This is a genomic window from Mesorhizobium sp. M0106 (genome assembly GCF_040322715.1).
Lineage (GTDB): Bacteria > Pseudomonadota > Alphaproteobacteria > Rhizobiales > Rhizobiaceae > Mesorhizobium.
Map to the genome: position 1 here is coordinate 62,513 of NZ_JAMYUA010000012.1, position 24,162 is coordinate 86,674.

Annotated in this window: 28 protein-coding genes; 18 read left to right on the top strand and 10 right to left on the bottom strand. The window is 62.8% G+C overall.

Features of this window, described 5'->3' with window-relative positions; translation table 11 throughout:
- Window positions 1–95: 95 nt before the first annotated feature.
- The 5 genes from uvrB (at window position 96) to NKJ55_RS14405 (ending at window position 6,610) form a co-directional block, all read left to right on the top strand.
- Window positions 96–3,386, top strand: a complete 3,291-nt coding sequence (uvrB, locus tag NKJ55_RS14385; RefSeq protein WP_352450485.1) for an excinuclease ABC subunit UvrB — start codon at window positions 96–98, stop codon at window positions 3,384–3,386.
- A gap of 429 nt (window positions 3,387–3,815) precedes the next feature.
- On the top strand, window positions 3,816–5,420 hold the full coding sequence (locus NKJ55_RS14390; protein WP_352450486.1) for an ABC-F family ATP-binding cassette domain-containing protein: 1,605 nt from the start codon (window positions 3,816–3,818) through the stop codon (window positions 5,418–5,420).
- 28 nt (window positions 5,421–5,448) lie between these two features.
- Window positions 5,449–5,622: a hypothetical protein gene (locus tag NKJ55_RS14395; protein WP_023719167.1), complete on the top strand. Its 174-nt coding sequence runs from the start codon at window positions 5,449–5,451 to the stop codon at window positions 5,620–5,622.
- 128 nt (window positions 5,623–5,750) lie between these two features.
- Window positions 5,751–6,179, top strand: a complete 429-nt coding sequence (locus tag NKJ55_RS14400; RefSeq protein WP_352450487.1) for a VOC family protein — start codon at window positions 5,751–5,753, stop codon at window positions 6,177–6,179.
- 77 nt (window positions 6,180–6,256) lie between these two features.
- Entirely contained in the window at window positions 6,257–6,610 is a 354-nt protein-coding gene (locus NKJ55_RS14405; protein WP_023678403.1) for a DUF1428 domain-containing protein, read from the top strand.
- Here the strand turns inward: NKJ55_RS14405 and NKJ55_RS14410 are convergent.
- The 3 genes from NKJ55_RS14410 to NKJ55_RS14420 form a co-directional block, all read right to left on the bottom strand.
- On the bottom strand, window positions 6,597–8,252 hold the full coding sequence (locus NKJ55_RS14410) for a tetratricopeptide repeat-containing sulfotransferase family protein (protein ID WP_352450488.1): 1,656 nt from the start codon (window positions 8,250–8,252) through the stop codon (window positions 6,597–6,599). The genes NKJ55_RS14405 and NKJ55_RS14410 overlap by 14 nt on opposite strands.
- Before the next feature lie 184 nt (window positions 8,253–8,436).
- Entirely contained in the window at window positions 8,437–8,703 is a 267-nt protein-coding gene (locus tag NKJ55_RS14415) for a DUF1488 family protein (RefSeq protein ID WP_352450489.1), read from the bottom strand.
- Between the two features lie 10 nt (window positions 8,704–8,713).
- Window positions 8,714–8,896 (bottom strand): hypothetical protein, encoded by a 183-nt coding sequence (locus NKJ55_RS14420; protein WP_023678406.1) that lies wholly within the window; start codon window positions 8,894–8,896, stop codon window positions 8,714–8,716.
- 367 nt (window positions 8,897–9,263) lie between these two features.
- Between NKJ55_RS14420 and NKJ55_RS14425 the strand changes: the two genes are divergently transcribed.
- Entirely contained in the window at window positions 9,264–9,530 is a 267-nt protein-coding gene (locus tag NKJ55_RS14425) for a hypothetical protein (protein WP_023678407.1), read from the top strand.
- Window positions 9,527–9,772 carry a hypothetical protein gene (locus NKJ55_RS14430; protein WP_023678408.1) on the top strand — a complete coding sequence of 82 codons (246 nt, stop codon included), beginning with the start codon at window positions 9,527–9,529 and terminating at the stop codon, window positions 9,770–9,772. Before NKJ55_RS14425 ends, NKJ55_RS14430 begins: the two co-directional genes overlap by 4 nt.
- 138 nt (window positions 9,773–9,910) lie before the next feature.
- On the opposite strand, the gene NKJ55_RS14435 is transcribed toward NKJ55_RS14430, so the two are convergent.
- A complete protein-coding gene (locus NKJ55_RS14435) occupies window positions 9,911–10,312 on the bottom strand; it encodes a Kazal-type serine protease inhibitor family protein (RefSeq protein ID WP_352450490.1) in 402 nt (133 codons plus the stop codon).
- A gap of 491 nt (window positions 10,313–10,803) precedes the next feature.
- On the opposite strand from NKJ55_RS14435, the gene NKJ55_RS14440 reads away from it, so the two are divergent.
- The 3 genes from NKJ55_RS14440 to NKJ55_RS14450 all read left to right on the top strand — a co-directional run bounded on the left by NKJ55_RS14440 (window position 10,804) and on the right by NKJ55_RS14450 (window position 12,059).
- Window positions 10,804–11,016 (top strand): cold-shock protein, encoded by a 213-nt coding sequence (locus NKJ55_RS14440; protein ID WP_006202520.1) that lies wholly within the window; start codon window positions 10,804–10,806, stop codon window positions 11,014–11,016.
- A gap of 227 nt (window positions 11,017–11,243) precedes the next feature.
- On the top strand, window positions 11,244–11,456 hold the full coding sequence (locus NKJ55_RS14445; RefSeq protein ID WP_006202521.1) for a cold-shock protein: 213 nt from the start codon (window positions 11,244–11,246) through the stop codon (window positions 11,454–11,456).
- 192 nt (window positions 11,457–11,648) lie between these two features.
- On the top strand, window positions 11,649–12,059 hold the full coding sequence (locus NKJ55_RS14450; RefSeq protein ID WP_023678410.1) for a BA14K family protein: 411 nt from the start codon (window positions 11,649–11,651) through the stop codon (window positions 12,057–12,059).
- 69 nt (window positions 12,060–12,128) lie between these two features.
- On the opposite strand, the gene NKJ55_RS14455 is transcribed toward NKJ55_RS14450, so the two are convergent.
- The 3 genes from NKJ55_RS14455 to NKJ55_RS14465 all read right to left on the bottom strand — a co-directional run bounded on the left by NKJ55_RS14455 (window position 12,129) and on the right by NKJ55_RS14465 (window position 14,297).
- A complete protein-coding gene (locus tag NKJ55_RS14455) occupies window positions 12,129–12,770 on the bottom strand; it encodes an MBL fold metallo-hydrolase (RefSeq protein WP_352450491.1) in 642 nt (213 codons plus the stop codon).
- A 176-nt stretch (window positions 12,771–12,946) separates the two neighbouring features.
- Window positions 12,947–13,258, bottom strand: a complete 312-nt coding sequence (locus NKJ55_RS14460) for a hypothetical protein (protein ID WP_352450492.1) — start codon at window positions 13,256–13,258, stop codon at window positions 12,947–12,949.
- A 145-nt stretch (window positions 13,259–13,403) separates the two neighbouring features.
- The gene (locus NKJ55_RS14465) at window positions 13,404–14,297 is read right to left on the bottom strand and encodes a branched-chain amino acid aminotransferase (protein WP_352450493.1); all 894 of its coding nucleotides are present in this window, start codon (window positions 14,295–14,297) and stop codon (window positions 13,404–13,406) included.
- Window positions 14,298–14,546: 249 nt separating this feature from the next.
- Here NKJ55_RS14465 and NKJ55_RS14470 point away from each other — a divergent pair, with 249 nt between their 5' ends.
- The 4 genes from NKJ55_RS14470 (at window position 14,547) to NKJ55_RS14485 (ending at window position 18,475) form a co-directional block, all read left to right on the top strand.
- Window positions 14,547–15,074: a MarR family winged helix-turn-helix transcriptional regulator gene (locus tag NKJ55_RS14470; RefSeq protein ID WP_023678414.1), complete on the top strand. Its 528-nt coding sequence runs from the start codon at window positions 14,547–14,549 to the stop codon at window positions 15,072–15,074.
- Complete coding sequence (locus NKJ55_RS14475; protein ID WP_352450494.1) at window positions 15,061–15,780, top strand: response regulator; 720 nt, start codon at window positions 15,061–15,063, stop codon at window positions 15,778–15,780. Before NKJ55_RS14470 ends, NKJ55_RS14475 begins: the two co-directional genes overlap by 14 nt.
- A gap of 51 nt (window positions 15,781–15,831) precedes the next feature.
- Complete coding sequence (locus NKJ55_RS14480; protein ID WP_023678416.1) at window positions 15,832–17,247, top strand: ATP-binding protein; 1,416 nt, start codon at window positions 15,832–15,834, stop codon at window positions 17,245–17,247.
- 205 nt (window positions 17,248–17,452) lie between these two features.
- A complete protein-coding gene (locus NKJ55_RS14485) occupies window positions 17,453–18,475 on the top strand; it encodes a glycosyltransferase family 4 protein (RefSeq protein WP_352450495.1) in 1,023 nt (340 codons plus the stop codon).
- Between the two features lie 12 nt (window positions 18,476–18,487).
- Here the strand turns inward: NKJ55_RS14485 and NKJ55_RS14490 are convergent, their stop codons facing one another.
- From NKJ55_RS14490 to NKJ55_RS14500, 3 genes are all read right to left on the bottom strand, one after another.
- The gene (locus NKJ55_RS14490; RefSeq protein WP_352450496.1) at window positions 18,488–18,847 is read right to left on the bottom strand and encodes a tRNA-binding protein; all 360 of its coding nucleotides are present in this window, start codon (window positions 18,845–18,847) and stop codon (window positions 18,488–18,490) included.
- A 6-nt stretch (window positions 18,848–18,853) separates the two neighbouring features.
- Window positions 18,854–19,354 (bottom strand): type III secretion system chaperone family protein, encoded by a 501-nt coding sequence (locus tag NKJ55_RS14495; RefSeq protein ID WP_352450497.1) that lies wholly within the window; start codon window positions 19,352–19,354, stop codon window positions 18,854–18,856.
- A gap of 331 nt (window positions 19,355–19,685) precedes the next feature.
- Entirely contained in the window at window positions 19,686–19,988 is a 303-nt protein-coding gene (locus tag NKJ55_RS14500; protein WP_352450558.1) for an accessory factor UbiK family protein, read from the bottom strand.
- A 131-nt stretch (window positions 19,989–20,119) separates the two neighbouring features.
- On the opposite strand from NKJ55_RS14500, the gene lgt reads away from it, so the two are divergent.
- From lgt to NKJ55_RS14520, 4 genes are all read left to right on the top strand, one after another.
- Entirely contained in the window at window positions 20,120–20,971 is an 852-nt protein-coding gene (lgt, locus tag NKJ55_RS14505) for a prolipoprotein diacylglyceryl transferase (RefSeq protein ID WP_352450498.1), read from the top strand.
- Complete coding sequence (locus tag NKJ55_RS14510) at window positions 20,968–22,056, top strand: class I SAM-dependent methyltransferase (RefSeq protein ID WP_352450499.1); 1,089 nt, start codon at window positions 20,968–20,970, stop codon at window positions 22,054–22,056. The genes lgt and NKJ55_RS14510 overlap by 4 nt, the downstream gene beginning before the upstream one ends.
- A 154-nt stretch (window positions 22,057–22,210) precedes the next feature.
- Window positions 22,211–22,999 (top strand): peptidoglycan editing factor PgeF, encoded by a 789-nt coding sequence (gene pgeF, locus NKJ55_RS14515; RefSeq protein WP_352450500.1) that lies wholly within the window; start codon window positions 22,211–22,213, stop codon window positions 22,997–22,999.
- On the top strand, window positions 22,999–24,150 hold the full coding sequence (locus NKJ55_RS14520) for a M24 family metallopeptidase (RefSeq protein WP_352450501.1): 1,152 nt from the start codon (window positions 22,999–23,001) through the stop codon (window positions 24,148–24,150). Before pgeF ends, NKJ55_RS14520 begins: the two co-directional genes overlap by 1 nt.
- Window positions 24,151–24,162: the final 12 nt, after the last annotated feature.

A 24,162-nucleotide genomic window follows, 5' to 3' on the forward strand; every position in this document is an offset into this window, starting at 1 on the left:
ACTCCTGACAGCCTGCTGTCAGGAGCCAAATTGCGCCTCGCGCCACCGGCCACTCCGCTCTTTCCATTTTGGCCGATACCTCCCATATTCGGTCCATGGCCAGACTCCCCGACAAGAAAACGCCTCCGCCGGCGAATGACGAGCGCGCTTCACCGCCCAAGCGGCTCAGTCCGCTGACCGATTTCCTCGATGCCTCGGAGCCCCTGTACAAGGGCGGCTTTGCCGAGGCGCCGCAGACCGAGTTCACCGGCGCCCCGCTGACCGGCTCGATCGCCGACTGGGCCGAGCAGATAGAGCAGGAAGCCGAGAAGGAAGGGCGCCAAATCTCCCCCCTCGAGGGGGAGATGTCGCCGAAGGCGACAGAGGGGGTCGCCGGAGGCAGCGCGGGACGCAAAGGAACGTCGAGTACTGCCGCACCGACCCCACCCGGCGGCTCCGCCGCCACCCTCCCCTCGAGGGGGAGGGAAGGCGCCAAGTCTGCCAAGAAAATCCCCGAGCGCTCCTCTTCCCCCGGCCGTACGGCACGCGGTACCTCGATGGGCGGCGCGGCTTCGGCGCGGGAGCGCACCGCGGCCGGTCTCAACCCTGTCGCCGGCCTCGATGTCTCCCTGGAAGAGGCCGAGACCATGGCTTCGGGCGGCGTCACCGCCACCGTCGCGGCGCTGTCGGCGCTGATCGAATCCGGCAATCCGCTGCACAAGGACGGCGTGCTGTGGACGCCGCACCGTCCCGCCCGGCCGGAAAAATCCGAAGGCGGCATCGCCATCAAGATGGTCTCGGATTTCGAGCCCGCCGGCGACCAGCCGACGGCGATCAAGGATCTCGTCGAGGGCGTCAACAGCAACGACCGCACCCAGGTTCTGCTCGGCGTCACGGGCTCGGGCAAGACCTTCACCATGGCCAAGGTGATCGAGGAGACGCAGCGCCCCGCTCTGATCCTGGCGCCCAACAAGACGTTGGCCGCGCAGCTCTATTCCGAATTCAAGAAATTCTTCCCGGAAAACGCCGTCGAGTATTTCGTCAGCTACTACGACTATTACCAGCCTGAGGCCTATGTGCCCCGGACCGACACCTACATCGAGAAGGAATCCTCGATCAACGAGCAGATCGACCGCATGCGCCATTCGGCGACGCGCTCGCTGCTCGAGCGCGACGACGTCATCATCGTCGCCTCGGTGTCCTGCATCTACGGTATCGGCTCGGTCGAGACCTATACGGCGATGACCTTCCAGATGCAGATCGGCGACCGGCTCGACCAGCGCGCGCTGCTCGCCGACCTCGTCGCCCAGCAATACAAGCGCCAGGACATCAACTTCGTCCGCGGCTCGTTCCGGGTGCGCGGCGACACGATCGAGATCTTCCCGGCCCACCTCGAGGACCGCGCCTGGCGCATCTCGCTGTTCGGCGACGAGATCGAGGCGATCACCGAATTCGACCCTCTGACGGGCCAAAAGACCGGCGAGCTGAAGAGCGTCAAGATCTATGCCAATTCGCACTATGTGACGCCACGCCCGACCTTGAACCAGGCCATCAAGTCGATCAAGGAAGAGCTCAAGCACAGGCTGGTCGAACTCGAACGGGCCGGTCGGTTGCTCGAGGCGCAGCGGCTTGAGCAGCGCACCCGCTTCGACCTGGAGATGCTGGAAGCGACGGGCTCCTGCGCCGGCATCGAGAATTACTCGCGCTATCTGACCGGCCGCCAGCCGGGCGATCCGCCGCCGACCTTGTTCGAATACATCCCCGACAACGCTTTGGTCTTTGTCGACGAAAGCCACGTCACCATACCGCAGATCGGCGGCATGTATCGCGGCGACTTTCGCCGTAAGGCGACGCTGGCCGAGTATGGGTTCCGCCTGCCGTCCTGCATGGACAACCGGCCGCTGCGCTTCGAGGAGTGGGACGCCATGCGCCCGCTTTCCGTTGCGGTTTCCGCAACGCCCGGCGGTTGGGAGATGGAGCAGTCCGGCGGTGTCTTCGCCGAACAGGTCATCCGCCCGACCGGCCTGATCGATCCGCCGGTCGAGGTGCGCCCGGCCAAGACGCAGGTCGACGATGTCGTGGGCGAAATCCGCGAGACCACCAGGGCCGGCTACCGCACGCTGGTCACCGTGCTGACCAAACGCATGGCCGAGGACCTGACCGAGTATCTGCACGAGCAGGGCATTCGTGTGCGCTACATGCACTCAGACATCGACACGCTGGAGCGTATCGAGATCCTGCGCGACCTGCGCCTCGGCGCCTTCGACGTGCTGGTCGGCATCAACCTGCTGCGCGAAGGCCTCGACATTCCCGAATGCGGTTTCGTCGCCATCCTCGATGCCGACAAGGAAGGTTTTCTCCGCTCCGAGACCTCGCTGATCCAGACCATCGGCCGCGCCGCCAGGAACGTCGACGGCAAGGTCATCCTCTATGCCGACCAGATCACCGGCTCGATGGAGCGGGCAATGGCCGAGACCAACCGCCGTCGCGAAAAGCAGATGGAGTGGAACGCGGCCAACGGCATCACCCCGGAATCGGTCAAGTCGCGCATTTCGGACATCCTGGACTCGGTCTACGAAAAAGATCATGTCCGCGCCGATATCTCGCAGTTCACCGACAGCGCCGGCGCGATGATGGGCAACAATCTGAAGGCGCATCTCGACGCCCTGGACAAGCAGATGCGCGACGCCGCCGCCAACCTCGATTTCGAGAAGGCCGCCCGCATTCGCGACGAGATCAAACGGCTGCGCGAGATGGAGCTGTCCATCTCCGACGACCCGCTGGCCAAGTATGCCGACATGGAAAGCCCGGTCTCGGGCCGCGAGAAGGGCAAGCACAATAAAGGCGTGGCCAAACATCGCACATCAGAGGAACAGGAGCGTTTCCGCAAGCTCGACGAGGCACGTGCCGCCGAAGAGGCGGCCCGGCCCAATCTCTTCCGCAAGCCGGCGCTCGACGAAATGGGTGCCGATGGCGCCGTGCCGGTGAAGAAGCCGCTGTTTTCGAAGCCCTCGCTCGACGCCATGGGGCCGGGCACGGATATGCCGACCCCGGCCGGCGCAGTGTCGCGTTCGCTGTTCAAGAAGCAGTCGGCCGAAGAGGCGCACGGCTCCGATTTCGGCATCCCGGGCGAACCGACCAAGCCGCTGTTCAAGAAGAACTCGCTCGACGAGATGACCGTGCGGCGCACCGAGAAGCCGGTCGAGGGAAAAGTTCCGGCGAAGCAGCAGCCGATCTCCCCCCGTGTGGGGGAGATGCCCGGCAGGGCAGAGGGGGGCGCGAAGGATCGCGACGATTTTGCAAAACCCATTGTCCGCCAGCGCGCCGGCATCGGCTCCTACGAAGACCCCGCCGACGCCCGCCGTGAAAAGCGCCGGCCCGGCAAGACGGGTCGGCCGGGACGGTAGCGAGCTTCCCTTCTCCCCTTGTGGGAGGTGGATCGGCGCGCAGCGCCGAGACGGTTGAGGGGTGCTGGACGGATCGCCGTCGGTGCCAAGCTGGAGCACCCCTCATCCGACCGCTTCGCGGCCACCTTCTCCCACAAGTGGAGAAGGGGGAGCCTAGCCACTTGCCATCGGCCCTACCCTTGGTGTAGCCAGTTTCTACAACTCGAACGTCTTGAAAGGAGGGCTGCGTGTTATTTTCTCACCACCGTCAGCGCGGCCCTGTCTCTGCCCTGCGAGCTAGCTTGCAGGGCTGACCAGGGACGGTCCGGGTTTTTCCCCGCTTCGATTTTTTGGTCTGCCCTTCGTGGTGCGCAATGCCGAGCCTAATGGCTGGCACGTGCACCGTCAAAGTGCATTGAGCCGGGCTCCGGCAAGACCAGAGAAACCCAAATGGCCCTGATCAGCCTCAAATCCCTCGGCGTCACCCTGAGTGCGCCGCTGTTTTCCAACCTCGACCTCACCATCGGCACCGGCGACCGGCTCGGCATCGTCGCCGCCAATGGGCGCGGCAAATCCACTTTGCTCAAATGCCTGACCGGCGAAATGGAACCGACTTCCGGCGACATCACCCGCACGCGCGGCCTGCGCGTCGGCTATGTCGAGCAAGTCGTCCCCGCAGCCTTGGCCGGGCGTAGCTTTCATGAGGTCGTGGCCGACGCCATGCCGGCCGAGCAGGCCGAAAGCGAGCAATGGCGCGTTGACGTGGTTCTCGACTCGCTCGATGTGCCGCAGCCGATGCGCGAGCGGCCGATGCGGGCCTTGAGCGGCGGCTGGCAAAGGCTGGCGCTGATCGCCCGCGTCTGGGTCACCGACCCCGACGTCCTGCTTCTCGACGAGCCGACCAATCACCTCGATCTCGGCAAGATCAGCCAGCTCGAGACCTGGCTGAACGCGCTGCCACGTGAGGTGCCGCTGGTGATTGCCAGCCACGACCGCGCTTTTCTCGATGCTACGACCAACCGGACGCTGTTCCTGCGCCCCGAACAGTCGCCGGTATTCTCGCTGCCCTATTCACGAGCCAGGGACGCATTGAGCGAAGTCGATGCCTCGACCGAGCGCAAATTCCAGCGCGACATGAAAGTGGCGCAGCAGCTGCGCCGGCAGGCGGCCAAGCTCAACAATATCGGCATCAATTCCGGCAGCGACCTTTTGACGGTCAAGACCAAGCAGCTCAACCAGCGGGCAGAGCGTCTGGAAGAAGCGGCAGCGCCGGCACACCGCGAAAGATCGGCGGGCGCGATCAAGCTCGCCAATCGCGGCAGCCATGCCAAGGTGCTGATCACGCTCGACGAGTTGGTGGTCGGAACACCTGACGGCACGCTGTTGTTCAGCACCGGTAAGCGCCACATCTGCCAAGGCGACCGCATCGTCCTGCTCGGCCGTAACGGCGTCGGCAAGTCACGGCTGATCGGCCTGATCCGGAACGCCATCGTCGAGCCGGAAACGGCGGCGCAAAGCCTGAGGGTGACGCCGTCGACGGTGCTCGGCTATAGCGACCAGGCATTGTCGGGCATCGGCGGCGACGACACGCCGCTGGCGATGCTCTCGCGCAGATTCGATGTCGGCGAGCAGCGCGCCCGCTCGCTGCTGGCGGGCGCCGGCGTCAGCATCGACATGCAGGAGCGCAGGATCGGCGTGCTGTCGGGCGGACAGAAGGCGCGGCTGATGATGCTGGCGCTGAGGCTCGCCAATCCCAATTTCTATTTACTCGACGAGCCGACCAATCATCTCGATATCGATGGTCAGGAAGCACTGGAAGCGGAATTGCTGGAACATCAGGCGAGCTGCCTGCTTGCCTCGCACGACCGCTCCTTCATCCGCGCGGTTGGCAACCGCTTCTGGCTGATCGAGAAACGGCGATTGACCGAGATCGAAAGCCCGGAGGAGTTCTTCCGGGAGGTTGCCGAGCCGGCGGCTGAAGGCTTGCGGAAAAAAATTCCGGCGCTCTGTCGGTTGATGATCGCATGCCACGTCCTTGGGTTGCCGACACGGTGATGCCGGCGCCAATTGAGGAGAAAGCATCATGTCTATTCTGTCATCCATAGGTCACGCCGTGACGCGTTACTCGGCGGCTCGCGCCCGTTATCGCAGCGAACGCGCCATCCTTTCATTGCCGATCGAGCTGCGCAAAGATATTGGCTGGCCGGAAATCGTCGTCGACGCGCAAAACAGCCCGCGGATTCGCATCGAAGGTTGAAAGGTGGCAGTTGGCCGTCGCGGCAGGCGCCATTTCGAATCCAAAAAACCATCGGCCGTGTAGGATCGTCGCCGTTCCGTTCGTCCTGTGGTTCGCAAAGGCAAACCAGACGCAAAGAGGAGCATGACATGAATGACCAGCCGCAGACCCAGCCCGCCGCCAAAGTGCTTGGCGGATTGACACCCTACCTTCAGTTGGATGGCGCTTTCAAAGCCGCCGAATTTTACCAAAAGGCCTTCGGTGCCGAGCAGGTCTTTGCCTATCCGCCGGACGAACAGGGCCGTACCATGCATATCCATCTCCACATCAACGGTTCGACCCTGATGCTTTCCGACTTCTATCCCGAGCATGGAATGGCCCCTGTGAAGCCGCAGGGCTACACCATGCAGCTCCATCTCGGCAGCGACGACATCGACGCCTGGTGGCAGCGGGCCATCGAGGCGGGCTGCGCGGAAGTCGTGCCGTTGCAGGTGATGTTCTGGGGTGATCGCTGGGGCAATATGCGTGATCCGTTCGGCGTCGAATGGGCAATGAACGCACCGGTGAAAGCAGCTTAGCATTCCACACAGGCTGTGTCTGAAATCACCTCTCCCGCTCCAGAGGGAGAGGAAAACGATCGCATGGAGGAAATCAGATGTCCTATGTCGACGGTTTCGTACTTGCTGTACCGAAGGCAAAGCTCGATGCTTACAAGAAGCTGGCGGAAACCGGCGGCGCCGTCTGGAAGGAGCACGGTGCTCTTGCCTACGTCGAATGCGTCGGCGACGACGTCCCTTATGGCGAGCTCACCTCGTTCCCGCGCGCCGTACAGGCCAAGGACGACGAGGTCGTCATCTTCTCATGGGTGGTCTACGAATCGCGCCAGAGCCGCGACGCGGTGATGGCCAAGGTGATGGCCGACCCGCGCCTCAAGTCGGACTGGGAGACCATGCCGTTCGACGGCAAGCGCATGATCTTTGGCGGTTTTCAGCCCTTCATCGAGCTGTAGGCGCCCCTCGATCAAGTTTGTCGTGCAGCGGCTTCAGCCGGTCGCCATAGCGCTTCCACAGGTCGACCGAGCCCTGATACATCGGCTGGCGCACTTGCGCAGCCGACGCCGTTCGCACCGGCCGGTCGGTCTGGTGGAACGACAGCACGGCGTCGTCCCACGGCAGGCCGAGATGGGCGATCAGCGCCCGCGACTGGCCTTCCTGGTCGGCGACGAAATCCTCGTAGCGAACGTCGTGCACGACATCAGGCAGCACGGCGTGCCAGTGCGCCATGATGTCGGTGTACAGATTGTGGAAATCGGCGAGCTCGTCGAGATCGTAGCCGTAGCGATGGCTGTCGCCTCGGAAGTGCACCTTGTAGATCGACAGGCAGGTCGCCGCCGCATCGCGCGCGCAATGGATGATCTTGGCCTTCGGCAGCATCAAATGGATGAAGCCCACCAAGAGGAAATTGCCGGGCATCTTGTCGGTGACGTGCCGAGAACCCGGATAGCGGGCGTGCAGCATGTCGAGATAGGCCTGGCCGGCCTCGGCATAGGCCTTGTCTGGCATGTCGGCGATGCCCCAGGGAAAGCCGCCCTTCATGCTGAGCGGAAACTGCTTGCCGACCGCCGTCTTCAATATGCTGAGCTCGCCGGCGCCATAGACCTGCGGATGGCTGGCGATGATCTGCTCGACCAGCGTGGTGCCGGAACGCGGCATGCCGACGACGAAGATCGGCGTGTCCTCGGCTATCCCGCTCGGCCTGTGCCTTTCAAAAAAGGCCTTGTCGAACACCGCCTTCATCGCCTCGAACTCGCCGCGCGTCTTGCCGGCGTCGTAGTCGATGCCCTGGCGGCGGATCGCGTTGCCTTCGGCGAAATAGTCGAAGGCGCGGCCATACTCCCTGAGATCGTCATTGGCCTTGCCGAGACCGAAGGAAAGCTGCATGCGCGCCAGGCTGCCTTGCGGCGCCTTGGCGTGCTCCGCCTCCATGCGGGCAAGCTCGGCGTCGCGCTCCTTCTGGCGCTTGACCTGGGTAAGCATCAGCCAGGCCCTCGCCATGCCGGGGTCCACAGCCAGCGCCTGCCTGAAAAGATCCGCAGCCTCGTCGAGATTGCCCTTTTCCATCAGCCCGACACCCAGGCCGTGCAAAAGATCGGCATCCTTCGGCCGGATCGTCAGCGCCTCGCGAAAAACAGCCAGTGCCTCATCCAGCCGGCCCGCTTCCTGCAGCGTTTCGGCAAGCCCGACGCGGGCGCGGACATGGAACGGGTTGCGGCCGATCGTGCCGCGATAAATATCCTCGGCGCCTTCGAATTGGCCGAGCTGCTTCAGCGACGAGCCGAGATTGTCACGCGCCGCCAGCTGGTCCGGCCGAATCGCCACCACCTTGCGGAAGAGATCGGCGGCGGCCGCGACCCGGCCGAGGTCGCGCAGCACGGTGCCGAGATTGTTGAGGAAATCCGGATTGTTCGGTTGCAGACGCACCGATTGTTCGATCAGCGCCAGCCCCTCGGCGCTGCGCCCGGTCTGGTGCAGCAGAAGCCCGAGGAAATGCGCAGCAGCCGGGTGGTTGGCCTTTTGCGCCAGCACCTGTCGGTAAAGCGCCTCGGCTTCCTGCCGACGCCCGGCCTGGTGCAGCTGCAGCGCCTGCTGCACGTGCTGGTCGAGCCCCAGCGGCGGCTGTCCGCCTGAGCCGTAACGTGCGCCTGCCGGTTGTCTCGGATCTCTGTTGATGGGAAACCTGCCGTGTTGTCCGCCTGCCGCGATCTAGGCCATCGCTGCGGCGCGTGCAAGAGCAGACGGCGGTCGCTACGAAGCAAACCTTCGAACCCGGGGGAGCCTACCGAAAGTCGGCCGGCGTCAGCACATACATGTTCCTGCGGCCGTGCGAGTAGGCTTGGCGCGCAATCTCTTGGATCGACGAACGCTTGGCGTCGAAGGCGCTGAGGAATTCGGCCTCGGCTCCGCTTGCAGCCGGGTTTGCCGCCGAAAGTGCCGCGACCTCGACAAAGAACGGGACTTCGAGCATGCCGTCATGGCCGACGAAACGAATGCGCTTGGCCGCCGCGTCATAGGAGCGGCTGGGATTGGGAAAATTGAGCGTCATGGCTTGCGCGTCAAATCAGGCGGTTGCTTTCGGCAAGCTGGCGCGCCCGCCGCGCCGTGCCGTCGGTGTCGGCAATCCTTCGCCTTGCCGCCTCGTCGCTTCTTATCGTGAGACGCGGCGACAAGACCTTTATCGGCTTTGCGACAGGACTGACTGCAACTGTCGGGACATCCGGTGTTCTTGCGGAGTTCATGACTCTCTTCCTTCCATTGCTAGATAAATACAAATGCCGGAGGAATTTTTTCGGAATTTCTTCAAACAATTTTTGAGGTGCACCGGGACCGTATCATCGTTCTGCAGATAACTATAGAAAAGTAATTTCACGTTGGTAGGGGTAAGAGGCCGAAAACTTCTTGAATAAGCCGTATTTTCAGACTAATGGTAAGAAACCGTTTTGGGTCATGCTTGGCCCCGCGGTGTCAGGGATTCTCGGCCCGCCAAACTTATCCAAATCGCCGACACCTGGTACCGCAATGCAGGCTCCGCTTCCGGGGCAGGCCGGAAAGAAACTTCAAGGCACGAGAACTTCAAGGCACAAGCGAGAACTTCGAGGCACAAGAATGTCTGCTCGCACCACCCATTCCATAGCGCATTTCGCGGCACCTTTCGTGCTTGGCGGGCTGGATGGCGTGCAGCCGGCCGGCGACTATGACATCGACCACGACGAAGAACTGATCGACGGCATGTCCTGGCCTGCCTGGCGCCGCGTCGCCACTTTCATCCATCTGCCGGCAAGGACAGTGAAAAGCGCGACCAGCCAGCTTGTCGCCATTGACCATGCCGAGCTCGACGCAGCGCTTCGGCACGACCAGGAGAATGTCACATGATCCGCTTCCAGCAGAATGCGCGGCGCACGGACACGCCGGCGCATATCTTCACCGTCGGCCAGACCGTCCGCATGAAGAGCCGCACCGGCCTTGCCCAAAAGACCGCGGAGCTGTTCCAGATCAAAAGCCGGCTGCCGGTCAAGGACGGCTCGCCGCAATATCGCATCCGCAGCGATCAGGAGACCTATGAGCGGGTCACCACGGAAGACAATCTCGAACCGGTCGACAACCCGGCCAACTGAGCCGACGCGCCGCAACGCTGCTTCACACGCTGATGATGCCGCAGATCCGCGTCGCCTGCGCATCTCCAACGGGAACGGCGCTGAGCTCTACGCCGGCCCCCAGATGGTGCTTATCCGGCCAGGCTGTAGGTCGGTGCGCTAGCAGGGCCCGTCATCGACGACGCGATAATCCGCCGCGCGGGCTTCGCATTCGTTGGGGAATGTGCGCAGTTCGCCATGGCGACGGGCACAGACTGGGCGGTATTCGCGGGTGCAGAATGTCTGCTCCTCACCGCTACCACCACCGCCGCGGCACTCGCCCTCGCGAATGATGCGGTATCCGGCCCGTTCGGCAAGGCAGGCATTGGCGAAGGTCTGGCGGTCGCCGCCGCGCCGGGCACAGACCGGGTCATATTGCCTAGTGCAGAATTGCGGCCCCGGCCGTGGCGGGCGCGGCCCCGGCCCCTCATCATCCACCACGACGGTGCAGGCTGCGAGAATTGCCGACAGGAACAGGATGGAAAAAACCTGCCGCGGAAAGATTGTCGCAAGAAACCGCATGAATGTTCCCTCCCTTGAAACTCCTGCCTGCACAAATGGTGCCTGGGTCAGGCCGATCCTCGTCATTCCGCTGCCAGATGCAACCCCTGTTTGCAACTGGGCGAGCCAGGGCGGTATTGCGGCGCAAGCCAAGACAGCACCTGCCCCGCTTGCTGGACCATGCCTGGGTGAAGTCTGGCCGATGACCGCGCAGAAAACCGGTACTATCGGTGCGATGCGTCGGGATGCCCCTGTTGGGGCCGCCCGCGGCTGTGTCTTGCAAGCATCACGTTTCCGTGCGATAAATTTTGTGTTCGGGCATTTGCGACCCGGAGAGCGGAACGTTTTGGACGACCTTTCCCCGATACTGTGAATCTCTGACAGCCCCGTTTTCGGCGGGGGGTTTTACCATGCGCCAATGCATGACTGCCGAAGCAACCACCGGGACTTGCCCACGGCGCCAGGCGGCGGGCGGAACCACCAAGACTGACACGGGTGAAGGAGTTTCCCCAATGGCCCAGACCGGCACCGTTAAATTCTTCAACGCTACCAAAGGCTTCGGCTTCATCACGCCCGATGGCGGCGCCAAGGATGTGTTCGTCCACATCTCGGCGATCGAGGCTTCCGGGCTGCGCACGCTCGTCGACGGTCAGAAGGTCACCTTCGATGTCGAGCCCGACCGTATGGGCAAGGGTCCGAAAGCGGTCAATCTCCGCGCTGCCTGAAACCACAGCGTGCCGCGCGTCCTTTCGGGGTGAGGATGCTGCAAGGCTTTTGGAGTGAACTTGAATTCTGTAAAGGCGCGGCGGTTTTCGTCGCGCCTTTTGTGTTCCGGGATGCTTGCCCGCACCCGCAAAACTTTCTCTTGCCGATGGCACTAAAATAAAGGACAAATTTCCGTCCGGGCATTTGCCGGCCCGAGACTGGACTTGTGGGATCAAAGGAGCTTCCCATGCCGCAGACCGGCACCGTCAAATTCTTCAATCACGCCAAGGGCTTCGGCTTCATCACGCCGGACGACGGGGCAAAGGATGTCTTCGTCCATATTTCGGCCGTGCAGGCGTCGGGTCTTCCCGGTCTTGAGGATGGGCAGAAAGTGACATTCGACACCGAGCCGGACAAGCGCGGCAAGGGTCCGAAAGCCGTCAACCTGTCGATCGGCTGAACCACCCCCGGACAGAATGGACGTGGGCCGGTCTGGCCTGCGGTGTTTGCCGCACGCTTGAACCGCCCAGTTAGATGAACCGCCTGGTCAAATTTCGTTCAGCCCCCGTTCAGCCACGGTCGCATATTAATCTTCGTTAAAGCCGGACCGCATCCCCCGAAAACGACCCGGGCCGGCACGAAGGAGACCGACATGAACCGAATTTTCAAGACTGCCATCCTGTCCGCCGCGGTCGTTGCGACCACGCTTGCGACCTTGCCCGCGGCCAATGCCGACGAATGGCGCCATCACCGCCGCCACCACGGCCACGGCGACGCCGTTGCGGCCGGCGTGCTCGGCCTTGCGGCCGGTGCCCTGATCGGCGGTGCGCTCGCCAGCCCGCAGCCCCGCTATTACGACCCGGCCTATGATGATGAATACTACAGGCCTGCCCCGGTGCGCCGTTATTACGTGCAGCCGCGCGTGGCCTATGCCGAAAGCTATGCGGAGCCGTGGACCCGCGGCTGGTACGAATACTGCTCGGACCGCTACCGGAGCTTCAACGCCCGTACCGGCACGTTCACCGGCTATGACGGCGAACAGCATTTCTGCACCGCCAATTAGCGGAGGCAGTTTCCCGTCGGAAAAAAGCGCGGTCGCACAGGCCGCGCTTTTTGTTTCCGGCAAGCGCTTTCAGACCAGAAAAGGATTGCTCCGCCGCTCCTCACCAAAACGGCCGCCGGGACCATGGCCGCAGATAAAGCCGATGTCGTCGCCCAACGGCAAAAGCTTCTCCTTGATCGAGGCGATCAGCGCGGCGTGGTTGCCGCCCGGCAGATCGGTGCGGCCGACCGAACCGCGGAACAGCACGTCGCCGACATGGGCGAACTTCGCAGCCCGGCTATAGTAGACGACGTGGCCGGGTGCATGGCCCGGACAATGGAGCACCTCGAACACGTGCGAGCCGAACGAAACGGTCTCGCCTTCGGCAAGGAACCGGTCGGGGACACAGTTGCGCACGGGATCGGTGATGCCGTAGCGCTTTGCCTGGTTCTCGAGATTGGCGAGCAGCGGCCGGTCGGCGGCATGCGGACCGATGATCTCGATACCGAGCGCCTCCTTCAGTTCCATGGCCCCGCCGGCATGGTCGATATGGCCGTGCGTAATCCAGATCGCGCCGGCAGTGATCGCATTGTCCTCGAGCGCCGCCAGCACCTTGTCGATGTCGCCGCCCGGATCGACGACAACGCCTTGCCTGTCGTCCATGTCGAAGAGGATGGTGCAGTTCTGCTGGAACGGCGTGACCGGCACGATGCCGGCGTTGAGCTGACCCATATTCGTCCTTTCACGCTGTCGGAGCGCTGCGCGTCCCCTCGAACGCGTCAGGAGAGCTCCAACCTTGAACCAGGCCCTGATGTAGAGACACACGCGAACGGCGTCCACCGCTCCCACAAACGGCAAACGAAATGGGCGGCCGAAGCCGCCCATTTGAAAACCTGAAACGTCAAAGCTTATTTCTTCATCGCGTTCATGACCGCACCGATGATGCCGGTCAGGATGGCGCCGCCGCCGGCACCGCCAACGATATTTGAAATGTTCAACGCGCTGCCGGCCCCTGCCGCCGTGGCGGCGGCTGCCGGATCGACCGAGCCACCCAGCAGACTGTTGAGGATGGCCGCACCGCCGACGCCGCCGACAGCGCCGCCCAGGATTTTGGTAAGCTGCCCCATCGCCGCAGTCTTGATAGCCGCGCCAACCGCCTGACCACCGATGATACCCGTAATCACCTGAATAATGATCGGAAGAAGCGTGTTCATATCCATATTTCCAGTCCCTCCATAGCTGCCAGCCTCCCGGGCCGACCCCATCATGAGACGCCGAATTGTGTGAAAGTCAAATGCAGAAGCGCTTAAATAAAAGGGGCGGCCCGAAAACCGCCCTTACTAGTTAAAAAAGCTGTGACTTTCGTTATTCTGCAGCGATTGCGTGCTTGGGCTGAACGGCCGCAGAATAGTCATTCATCAGCGTCTTGGCGATTTCGCCGACCTCGAATCGGTATGGACCGATCTCCGAAACAGGCGTCACCTCGGCTGCCGTCCCGGTGAGGAAGCACTGCTGGAAGCCTTCAAGCTCATCCGGCATGATGGCGCGCTCGATCACCTCCAAACCGCGGTCCTTGGCAAGGCCGATAACCGTGCGGCGGGTGATGCCGTCGAGGAAGCAATCAGGCTTGGGCGTATGGATCTTGCCGTCCTTGACGAAGAAGATGTTGGCGCCTGTCGCTTCCGCCACCTGGCCACGCCAGTCGAGCATCATGGCGTCGGCATAGCCCTTGGCCTCGGCGGCATGCTTGGACATGGTGCAGATCATGTAGAGGCCGGCCGCCTTCGATTTCGACGGTGCGGTGCGCGGGTCGGGGCGGCGCCATTCGGCCATGTCGAGGCGGATCCCCTTGAGCTTCTGCGCCGGGTCGAAATAGCTTGGCCACTGCCAGATGGCGATGGCGCAGTTGATCCGACTGTTCTGTGCGGAAACGCCCATCTGTTCGCTGCCGCGCCACGCGATCGGCCGGACATAGGCGTCCTGGAAACCTTGCTTCTTCAACAGCGTGCGGCAGGCGTCGTCGATCTCGGCGACCGAGTAGGGTATCTTGAAGCCAAGCAGGCGCGCCGATTCATGCAGGCGTTCGGTGTGGTCGGTCAGCTTGAAAATTTCGCCCCCATAAGCGCGCTCGCCCTCGAATACCGCGCTGGCGTAGTGCAGCCCGTGGGTCAAGACGTGGATCTTGGCGTCGGCCCATTTGACGAATTCGCCGTTCATCCAGATAAAGCCGTCCAGTTGGTCGAAGGGAACGGATGCCATGGTAACCTCCCGCGGGCGGCAGCCCGCACATCATTGTGTCGTTGCGTGTTTCGTTTCGGCCGCTGTGGGCGGCCATTGTCTCAAAGCGTAGGCGGATATTTAAGGTCTGGCAAACTCAGGAAGTTCCGGAAAAAACGGCTTCGCTTGCCTTTTCGTTCGCAATCCGCCGAAAAGCTTGCCAAAAATTACCATCGCGCGGAAAATACGTCAATAGTGCTGACATAATTTCCTGCTTCACACGGAGAAAAGATGACGAGCCACGCAGCCGCAGAACCGATCAGGACGGCGATCACCGACGAGGACGGCATCGATTTCGCCATCATCGAGTTGTTTTTCTTCGCCTATCGCGACTTTACCTCCGATCCGGACCAGATCCTGGCCGAATACGGTTTTGGCCGTGCCCATCACCGGGTTCTGCATTTCGTCAATCGCCGGCCCGGGCTGACGGTCGCCGAGCTCCTCGACGTGCTCAAGATCACCAAGCAGAGCCTGGCGCGCGTGCTCAAGCAACTGATCGACACCGACCATATCGTGCAATTGCAGGGCCCCCGCGACCGCCGCCAGCGCGAACTCTACCCGACGGCCAAGGGCCGTGCCCTGGCGCTGGCGCTGGCGCGGCCACAGTCGCGCCGCATCCATGCTGCATTGGAAGATTCCGGAGCCACCGAACGCGCCGTTATCGAACGGTTCCTTGAAGCGATGGTCAATCCGGAACTAAGGGCGCAGATCGACATTGTGCCCGCAAAGATGTCAGGGAAAAACCATGGAGACCATTGAGAGGGTTGATCATCCGGCAGCACCGGAAGACGACGCGCCGCATCTGCTGGTGGTCGACGACGACACCCGTATCCGCAATCTTCTGAAACAGTATCTGACCGAAAACGGCTTTCGCGTCACCGTCGCCGGAAATTCCGGCGAGGCGCGGCGCAAGCTCGCCGGCCTCGACTTCGATCTGATCGTGCTCGACGTCATGATGCCGGGTGAAACTGGCGTCGACCTCACCAAGGCGCTGCGGGCGGAGAAAAACGTGCCGATCCTGATGCTCACCGCACTGTCCGAAACCGACAGCCGGATCACCGGGCTCGAGGCCGGCGCCGACGACTATCTGCCTAAACCGTTCGACCCGCGCGAGCTGATCCTGCGTATCAACAATATCCTGCGCCGCGGCGGCCCCGCGACAACGCCTAAGGTCGAACAGCTGGTCTTTGGCCCCTATACGTTCCAGATCGCCAGGCGTGAGCTGAAGCGCGGCGGCGAGGCGCTCAAGCTGACCGACCGCGAGCAGGAAATCCTGGCGATCTTCGCTGCGCGTGCCGGCGAAACGATACCGCGGCATGAGCTTGTCGGCGATGAATCCGAGGTCGGCGAGCGCACGATCGACGTCCAGATCAATCGGCTCCGCCGCAAGATCGAACGCGATCCGTCCAATCCGGTCTGGCTGCAGACAGTGCGCGGTATTGGGTATCGGCTCAGCGTGGAATAGAATGTCGCCGAAAGCGGTCCTTTGCCGGGCCGCCGGTGAGCGAAAAGACGAATGGCGACCACGCAACTCGAACGGCCGGGAGATGGCGGCTTGAGCGCTCGCGCGACGCGGGCGCTCAAGGCCGTGCCGCGCGCCTGGAACCGTTTCTGGCGCCTGGTGTCGCTTTACATGCCGAAGCGGCTCTATGCCCGTTCGCTGATCATCGTCATCGCGCCGATGATCATGCTGCAGTCGGTCGTCGCCTTTGTCTTCATGGAGCGCCACTGGCAGACCGTGACGCAGCGCCTGTCGCAGGCCACGGTGCGCGACATCGCCGCCATCATCGACCTGATAGAGACCTATCCGCACGACGCCGACTACGCCAACGTCATCCGCATCGCCCAGGATCGCATGCAGCTGAAAGTCGACCTCCTGCCGCCCGACCCGCTGCCGCCTCCCGGGCCAAAGCCGTTCTTCTCGATCCTCGACGAGATCCTTTCGTCCGAGATCACCCGCCAGATCAACCGTCCGTTCTGGATCGATACGGTCGGCAATTCCAATATCGTCGAGGTCCGCGTCCAGCTCGAGAACAAGGTGCTGCGCGTCTTCGTGCGCCGCAGCCAGGCCTATGCATCGAACACCCATATTTTCCTGATCTGGATGGTCGGCACCTCGCTGGTGCTGCTGATGATCGCCATTCCCTTCCTGCGCAACCAGATCCGGCCGATTCTGACGCTGGCCGAGGCGGCCGAGAGCTTCGGCAAGGGCCGGCCGATGCCGCGCGATTTTCGCCCGCGCGGAGCCGAGGAAGTCCGCCGTGCCGGCTTTGCCTTCATACAGATGCGCGAACGCATCGAACGCCAGCTCGAGCAGCGTACCGCCATGCTGAGCGGCGTCAGCCACGATCTGAGGACCATCCTCACCCGCTTCAAACTGCAATTGGCGCTTGCCGGGACCAAGGCGGCCGATACCCAGGCACTCGACCAGGACATCGACGACATGCAGTCGATGCTGGAAGGCTACCTTGCCTTTGCACGCGGCGAAGCTTCGGAAGACGCCGGTCAGTTCGATCTCGAAGCCTTCTTCGACAAGCTTCGCGAGGAAGCCGCGCTGCGCAAGCGCAAGCTGTCGACCGTGCTTGTCGGCGATCCGCATGTGCACGTGCGCCCCAATGCCTTTGCCCGGCTGCTGTCCAACGTCGTCGGCAATGCATTCCGCTATGCCAAGACGGTGGAGATCAATGCCAATCATGGGCGCGGTTCGCTGCTCGTCACCATCGACGATGACGGCCCGGGAATTCCGCCCGAAAAGCGAGAGGATGTATTCAAGCCGTTCGTGCGGCTGGACGAGGCCCGCAACCTCGACGCCAGCGGCACCGGCCTTGGCCTCTCCATCGCACGTGACATTGCCCGCAGCCATGGCGGCGACATCGTCCTCGAACGCAGCCCGCTCGGCGGCCTTCGGGCGGTGATCAAGGTCCCCGCTTGACGGCAGCGACACCCGGCCTTCATCGGCCCGTCATGAAACCATGGTGAAGAGCGCCAATGAAGCGCGCGATCCTGATTGATTCGGCCCTGCGGCCTCATTTCGACCCCGCGCCTGTCCGGGTGCGCCGGTGCGAGGCCAGAGTGGCGGCGTGGTCGCCGTTCAGGCATCGCGGCAAGCCAATCAAGGTTGCCGCCAAGGGACCGCCATGCGCATCCTGATGGTCACCGACGCCTGGCGCCCGCAAGTCAACGGCGTCGTCCACACGCTGGAGCGCCTCTCGGAGACCCTGAAATCCTTCGATATCGAGACGGACTTCCTGACGCCGAATATCTTTCGCACCCTGCCTCTGCCGACCTATCCCGATATCAGGCTGGCGCTGACGACACCGCACCGCGTGGCGCAGCTGATCGAGGCACGCAAGGTGGATCACATCCATATCGTCACCGAAGGACCGCTCGGCATTATGGCCCGGCGCTACTGCCGCAACGCCGGCCGCCCGTTCACGACCAGCTATCACACACGTTTTCCGGAATATCTGAGCGCGCGCCTGCCGGTACCTGAAGCATGGGCCTATCGCTGGCTGCGTGATTTCCACAATTCAGGACAGGGCACGCTGGTTGCCACCCAGTCGCTTGCCGACGATCTTGCGGCGCGCGGCTTCACCAAGCTCCGGCCGTGGACGCGCGGCGTCGACACCGATCATTTTCGGCCGGACAAACGAAAGGACCTGGGATTTCCCGGACCGATCTTCCTCTGCGTCGGCCGCGTGGCGATCGAAAAGAACCTGCCGGCCTTCCTCGACCTCGACCTGCCGGGCAGCAAGGTGATCGTAGGCGAAGGGCCGGAATTGGCGAAGCTGAAGGCCAGATATCCCGATGCCCATTTCCTTGGCCATCGTCCGAACGACGAACTGGCTGAGATCTACGCTTCGGCCGATGCCTTCGTCTTCCCCAGCCGCACCGACACGTTCGGCAACGTCATCATCGAGGCGCTGGCCAGCGGCACGCCGGTCGCAGCCTATCCAGTCACCGGACCGATCGATATTGTGGGTGACGGCATCGGCGGCGCGGTGTCGGACGACCTGCGGCAAGCAGCGCTCGCCGCCCTTCACGTCGACCGCGCCGAGGCGCGGCAACGCGCGATGCGCTACAGCTGGAAGGCCTGCGCGGAAATGTTCATGGAAACGGTCGAAGAGGCGCTGGGTACCACGCGTAAACTGGCTGCGTGAACAACAGCGCAGCTAGAACAACCTGCCGCCGTCCGGCACCTTGCGCTCGATCGCGCCAAGGACGACGGCGCCCTCCTCGTCAGGAAAGCCGAGCGTCAGCACTTCCGACATGAATGGCCCGATCTGACGCGGCGGGAAATTGACCACAGCGAACACCTGCCGGCCGATTAGGGTTTCGGGCGTATAATATTTCGTGATCTGGGCCGAGGATTTCTTCACCCCGATCACGGGACCGAAGTTGATTTTCAATTTGATCGCCGGCTTGCGCGCCTCGGGAAAAGGCTCGGCCTCGACGATCGTGCCGGCGCGGATGTCGACGCGGTCGAAATCGGCAAAGCTGATCTCGGGTTTTCGCGCGTTGCTCGAAACCATCGACGGTCAGGCGTTTCCGTAGGTTTCGAACAGCACGCCGGCCAACGCATCCTTGGCCGAAGTTCCCGACCAGACGACGAACTGGAACGCCTGGAAATAGCATTCGCAGGCTTCCAGCGCCGACGACAGCAGCACCTCGACCTGCTGGCTCGACGGCTCGACCCCACCGGCCAGCAGCAGCGACTGGCGGAACATGATGGCGCCTTCCTGCTCCCAGAGGTCGAAATGGCCAAATAGCATCTGCTCGTTGATCAGCGAAAGCAGCCGCATCACCTCGAGCGCGCGCGCCTCCGCGACCTTGATGTCGAAGGCGCAGGCCAGGTGCAGCGCCTCGTAGTCCTCCATCCAGGAGAATGAAACGTGGTAGTCGGTCCAGCTTCCGGCAACCGAGATCGAGATCTCGTCGTCGCCGGCCCGCTCGAAGGACCAATCGTTGTTGTGCGCCACCTGCTCGATAACATCCACCGGATGGATTTCGCGGGAGAATTCGAGTTCGAGAAGTTCCATGAAATGCTTCCTGTCGTTCTGGGAGCGCCACCACACGCTCCGCGGGAGAGGCACACTCGAACAATTCTGCCTAGAACTCGGACGGCCAGGACTTCGTCAACGCAAAGACCCCGGACCGGACCCCACCGCCCGGCGCATGACCCTGCTCCGAATCATGCAACAAATTCAGTCTATTGATCGGGAGTCGCGTGACCAGCCAAATTTTTCGCACTGCGTCATTCGCATGTGGAAAGGCGCTGTCACAAAGATTCACGCAGTACCGGTAAGCGATTCACGACAAAGCGCTTTTTGCGATCCGGCTTTGTGGAAAAGTTTAACAATTTATTTCTTGTTATTTTTTTACACGCGGCTTTGACGCAGCCGCAGGCGCTGCTTGACCGGTCAATTCGGCAAGCCTGGCCTCGAGCGCCTCGATGCGAGCGGCGAGGCGGGTGTTTTCTTCCCTGGCCTTCGCCGCCATGTCGCGAGCGGCCTCGAATTCCTCGCGCTGCACCACGTCCATGGAGTTGAGTATGCGCTCGGCCTGGCCCCTGAAGGCGGTCTCCACCTCGCGCCGCACGCCTTGCGCGGCACCGGCTGCATCGGTCATCAGCTTGGCGAATTCATCGAGAATGCGGTTCGGTCCGGTCGCCATGGCAAATCCTCGCTTGGTCGAATTGACGTAGTGGCGCACGATTCGGAATGCAAGCATATGCTTGCCTTGACCCCGCCAAAAGCCTGCCGCATGGTCCGCGCCCGAACCTGATTGGGAACCCGGAGACCCTGTTGAGCGAATATTTGCTGCCGCTGGCCGCCCTGCCCTTTCCCAACATCGACCCGGTCATCGTCCGGATCGGACCGCTGGCGGTGCATTGGTACGGCGTCGGCTACATCGTCGGCATTCTGTTCGCCTGGTGGTATGCCAAGCGCCTCGTCACCAACCCAAAACTGTGGCCCGACGGCACCCTGCCGATGAAGCCCGTCGACCTCGATGACTTCATCGTCTGGGCAGCCATCGGTGTGGTGCTCGGCGGACGCACCGGCTACGTGCTGTTCTACGACCTGCCGCGCTACATTGCCAATCCGCTCGATATCGTCGCCGTCTGGCAGGGCGGGATGTCGTTTCATGGCGGCCTGATCGGCGTCATTCTCGCCATGACGCTGTTTTCCCGGTCTCGTGGCATCCGCACATGGTCGCTGTTCGACGTGGTTGCCGCCGGCGTGCCGGTGGGGCTTGGCCTCGTTCGCCTGGCAAACTTCATCAATTCCGAACTATGGGGCCGGCCGACCGACGTTCCATGGGCATTCGAATTCCCCAATGGCGGCCCATTTGCACGCCATCCGAGCCAGATCTACGAGGCGCTCCTCGAAGGGCTGGTGTTGTTCCTTGTCCTGCGCTTCCTCACCCATTCGCGGCTCAAGCTGAAGGCGCCGCGCTTCGTCGGCGGCGCGTTCATCGCCGGCTATGGCGCCTCGCGCATCTTCGTCGAATTCTTTCGCGAGCCCGACCAGCAGCTTGGCTACCTCCTTGGCACGAGCTGGCTGACCATGGGAATGGTGCTGTCACTGCCGATGGTGCTGGCCGGCATCTGGGCGATGGCTACAGCCAAGCCGGTGACAAAACCGCAGCCGGCATGACGCGGCTGAAGACCCGCATCGCCGAGCTGATCGGTGCCGTGGGACCGATCCCTATCAGCGAATACATGGCGCTCTGCCTGTTCGATCCGCAGGACGGCTATTATACGACACGCGAGCCGTTCGGCGCCGCCGGCGACTTCGTCACCGCGCCGGAGATCAGCCAGATGTTTGGCGAACTGGTCGCCATCTGGCTCTACCAGGCGTGGCTGGCGATCGACCGGCCGACGCCGGTCGCCATCGCCGAAATAGGCCCCGGCCGCGGCACGCTGATGAGAGATATGCTGCGCACGCTTTCGCGGCTCGATCCGACGCTTACCGCCAGCGCATCGTTCGCCTTGATCGAGACCAGTCCGCGGTTGACCGAGGTCCAGAAACGAACGCTTGCCGGGACGTCGGCCACCATCGTCTGGCATGAGGCCGTCGACACACTACCGCAGGCGCCGCTTCTGATTGTTGGTAACGAGCTGTTTGACGCGGTGCCCATCCGCCAGTTCGTCCGCGCCGGAGCCGGCTGGCGCGAGCGGATGATCGGTCTCGACGATGCGAACCGGCTGCGCTTTTTCGTCGGCGCCGGCTCGCTTGACCCGATGCTGCTGCCGGAGGGTGCCGAGAATGCGCCGCAAGGTGCCATCGTCGAGGTGGCGCCAGCCCGCGCCGCCCTGATGGCGGCCATCGCCGGGCGACTTGCCGGATTTGGCGGCGCCGGCCTGTTTCTCGACTACGGTCACCTCCAGCCCGGGATCGGCGACACCTTGCAGGCCTTGCGCAATCACGGTCATGAGGACGTGCTGGCCAATCCGGGGCAGGCCGATCTCACAGCCCATGTCGATTTCGCTGCCCTCGCGGCAACCGTTCGGGCACACAGCCTCGATGCCCACCTCTCAACGCAAGGTGAATTCCTGCTCAAGATGGGGCTTCTCGAACGAGCTGGCCGGCTCGGCGCCAATGCCGATGAGGCAGCTCGCGAAAAGATCGCGGCCGACGTCGAGCGCCTCGCCGGCCCGCTGGCCATGGGCGAACTCTTCAAGGTGCTTGCCGTCCTCCCCGCCGGCATTGCCGTTCCGCCGTTTCCAAGCACGGATTGACTTTTCGCTGCCGCCTCTCTCACTCTCCCGTCTCCGACTAGCGCCCGACATCAACTGCGCCAGCCTTCAACTGACCAGCCTTCAACTGACCAGTCTTCAACTGCGCCCCTTCAACTCGCTTGACGAAATCGCCCATACGGACAACAAAGCCGCCATGCTGAATCAGACCAAACCGGATCCCGTTCGGTCGCCCTTGCTGGAAACGGCGCAAGGCATCCGCCACGGCTACTTCACGCGAGTCGGCGGCATTTCCAGCGGCATCTACCGGGGCCTCAACATCGGCACCGGCTCGAACGACGACCAGACGCTGGTGCGCGAGAATCGCCGCCGGGTCGCCGAATGGATGGGCGTGCCTGCAAACCATCTGCTGACCGCTCACCAGGTTCATTCGCCGGACGTCGTCATTGCCAGGGAGCCTTTTGCCGGCGAGCGGCCCAAGGCCGACGCCATTGTCACCGACCGGCCGGGCATTGCCGTCGGTGCCTCGACCGCCGACTGCGGACCGGTCCTCTTCGCCGACGCCGAGGCGCGCATTATCGGCGCCGCCCATGCCGGCTGGAAAGGCGCTTTCACCGGAGTGCTGGAAAACACCATCGCGGCAATGGAAAGCCTCGGCGCCCGGCGCGACCGCATCGTCGCAGTGCTCGGTCCTTCGATCGGCCCGCGGAATTACGAAGTCGGACCGGAATTCGTCGCCCGTTTCGTCGACGCCGATGCCGGCAATGCTCGCTATTTCGCGCCCTCCGCAAATGCCGGACACGCGATGTTCGATCTCAACCGCTACACGGTCGACCGGCTGACCAAGGCTGGCGTCAACGCCGAGGGACTTGGCCGCTGCACCTATGCCGAGGAAGAGCTTTTCTACTCCTATCGGCGCAGCACGCATCGCAACGAGCCCGACTACGGGCGGCAGGTTTCGGCAATCGTTTTGGAGGCTGACTGATGGCGCTGCATTTCGAACGCTCGGAATTCGACGCGCGGCGCGATCGACTGATGATCGAGATCGCCGAAAAGAAGCTCGACGCCGTCCTGCTGTTTGCCCAGGAAAGCATGTATTGGCTAACCGGCTACGACACCTTCGGCTTCTGCTTTTTCCAGTGCCTGGTGGTCAAGGCCGACGGCTCGATGGTGCTGCTGACGCGTTCGGCCGACTTGCGCCAGGCGCGCCACACCTCGATCATCGACAACATCGTTTTGTGGACGGACCGCAACGGCGCCAATCCGGCGGTAGATCTGCGCAATCTGCTCAACGAGCTTGACCTGCTCGGCGCCCGGATCGGCGTCGAATACGACACCCACGGCCTGACCGCCTATAATGGCCGGCGCCTCGACGAGCAGTTGCAGACCTTCGGGCAGATCGCGGATGCCTCCGGCATTGTCAGCCGGCTACGGCTGTTCAAGAGCCCGGCAGAAATCGCCAAGGCGGAAAAAGCCGCAAATCTGGCCGACGACGCGCTGGACGCAGCACTGCCGCTGATCAAGCAGGGCGGCGATGAGGCGCTGATCCTCGCCGCCATGCAAGGTGCGATCTTTGCCGGCGGCGGCGATTATCCGGCCAACGAGTTCATCATCGGCTCCGGAGTCGACGCCCTGCTTTGCCGCTACAAGGCCGGTCGCCGCAAGCTCACCAAGAACGACCAGCTGACGCTCGAATGGGCCGGTGTCTTCCACCACTACCATGCGGCAATGATGCGCACGGTGTTGACCGGCAAGGTATCGAAACGCCACCAGGAATTGTTCGATGCCGCCCGCGCCGCGCTACTTGCAGTCGAGAAGGCGATGACGCCCGGTAATACGTTCGGCGACGTGTTCGACGCCCATGCCCGCACCCTCGAAGCCCACAATTTGACCAAGCACCGGCTCAATGCCTGCGGCTATTCGCTCGGCGCCCGCTTCACCCCGTCCTGGATGGATATGCCGATGTTCTATCAGGATAATCCCGAACCGATTGCGCCGAACATGACGCTGTTCGCCCATATGATCATCATGGACTCCGAAACCGAAACCGCGATGACGCTTGGCCGCACCTATCTGACCACCGAATCCCAGCCGAAGCCGCTGTCCCGCCATGATCTCGACTTGATCGTGCAGTGAATCCATAATGGA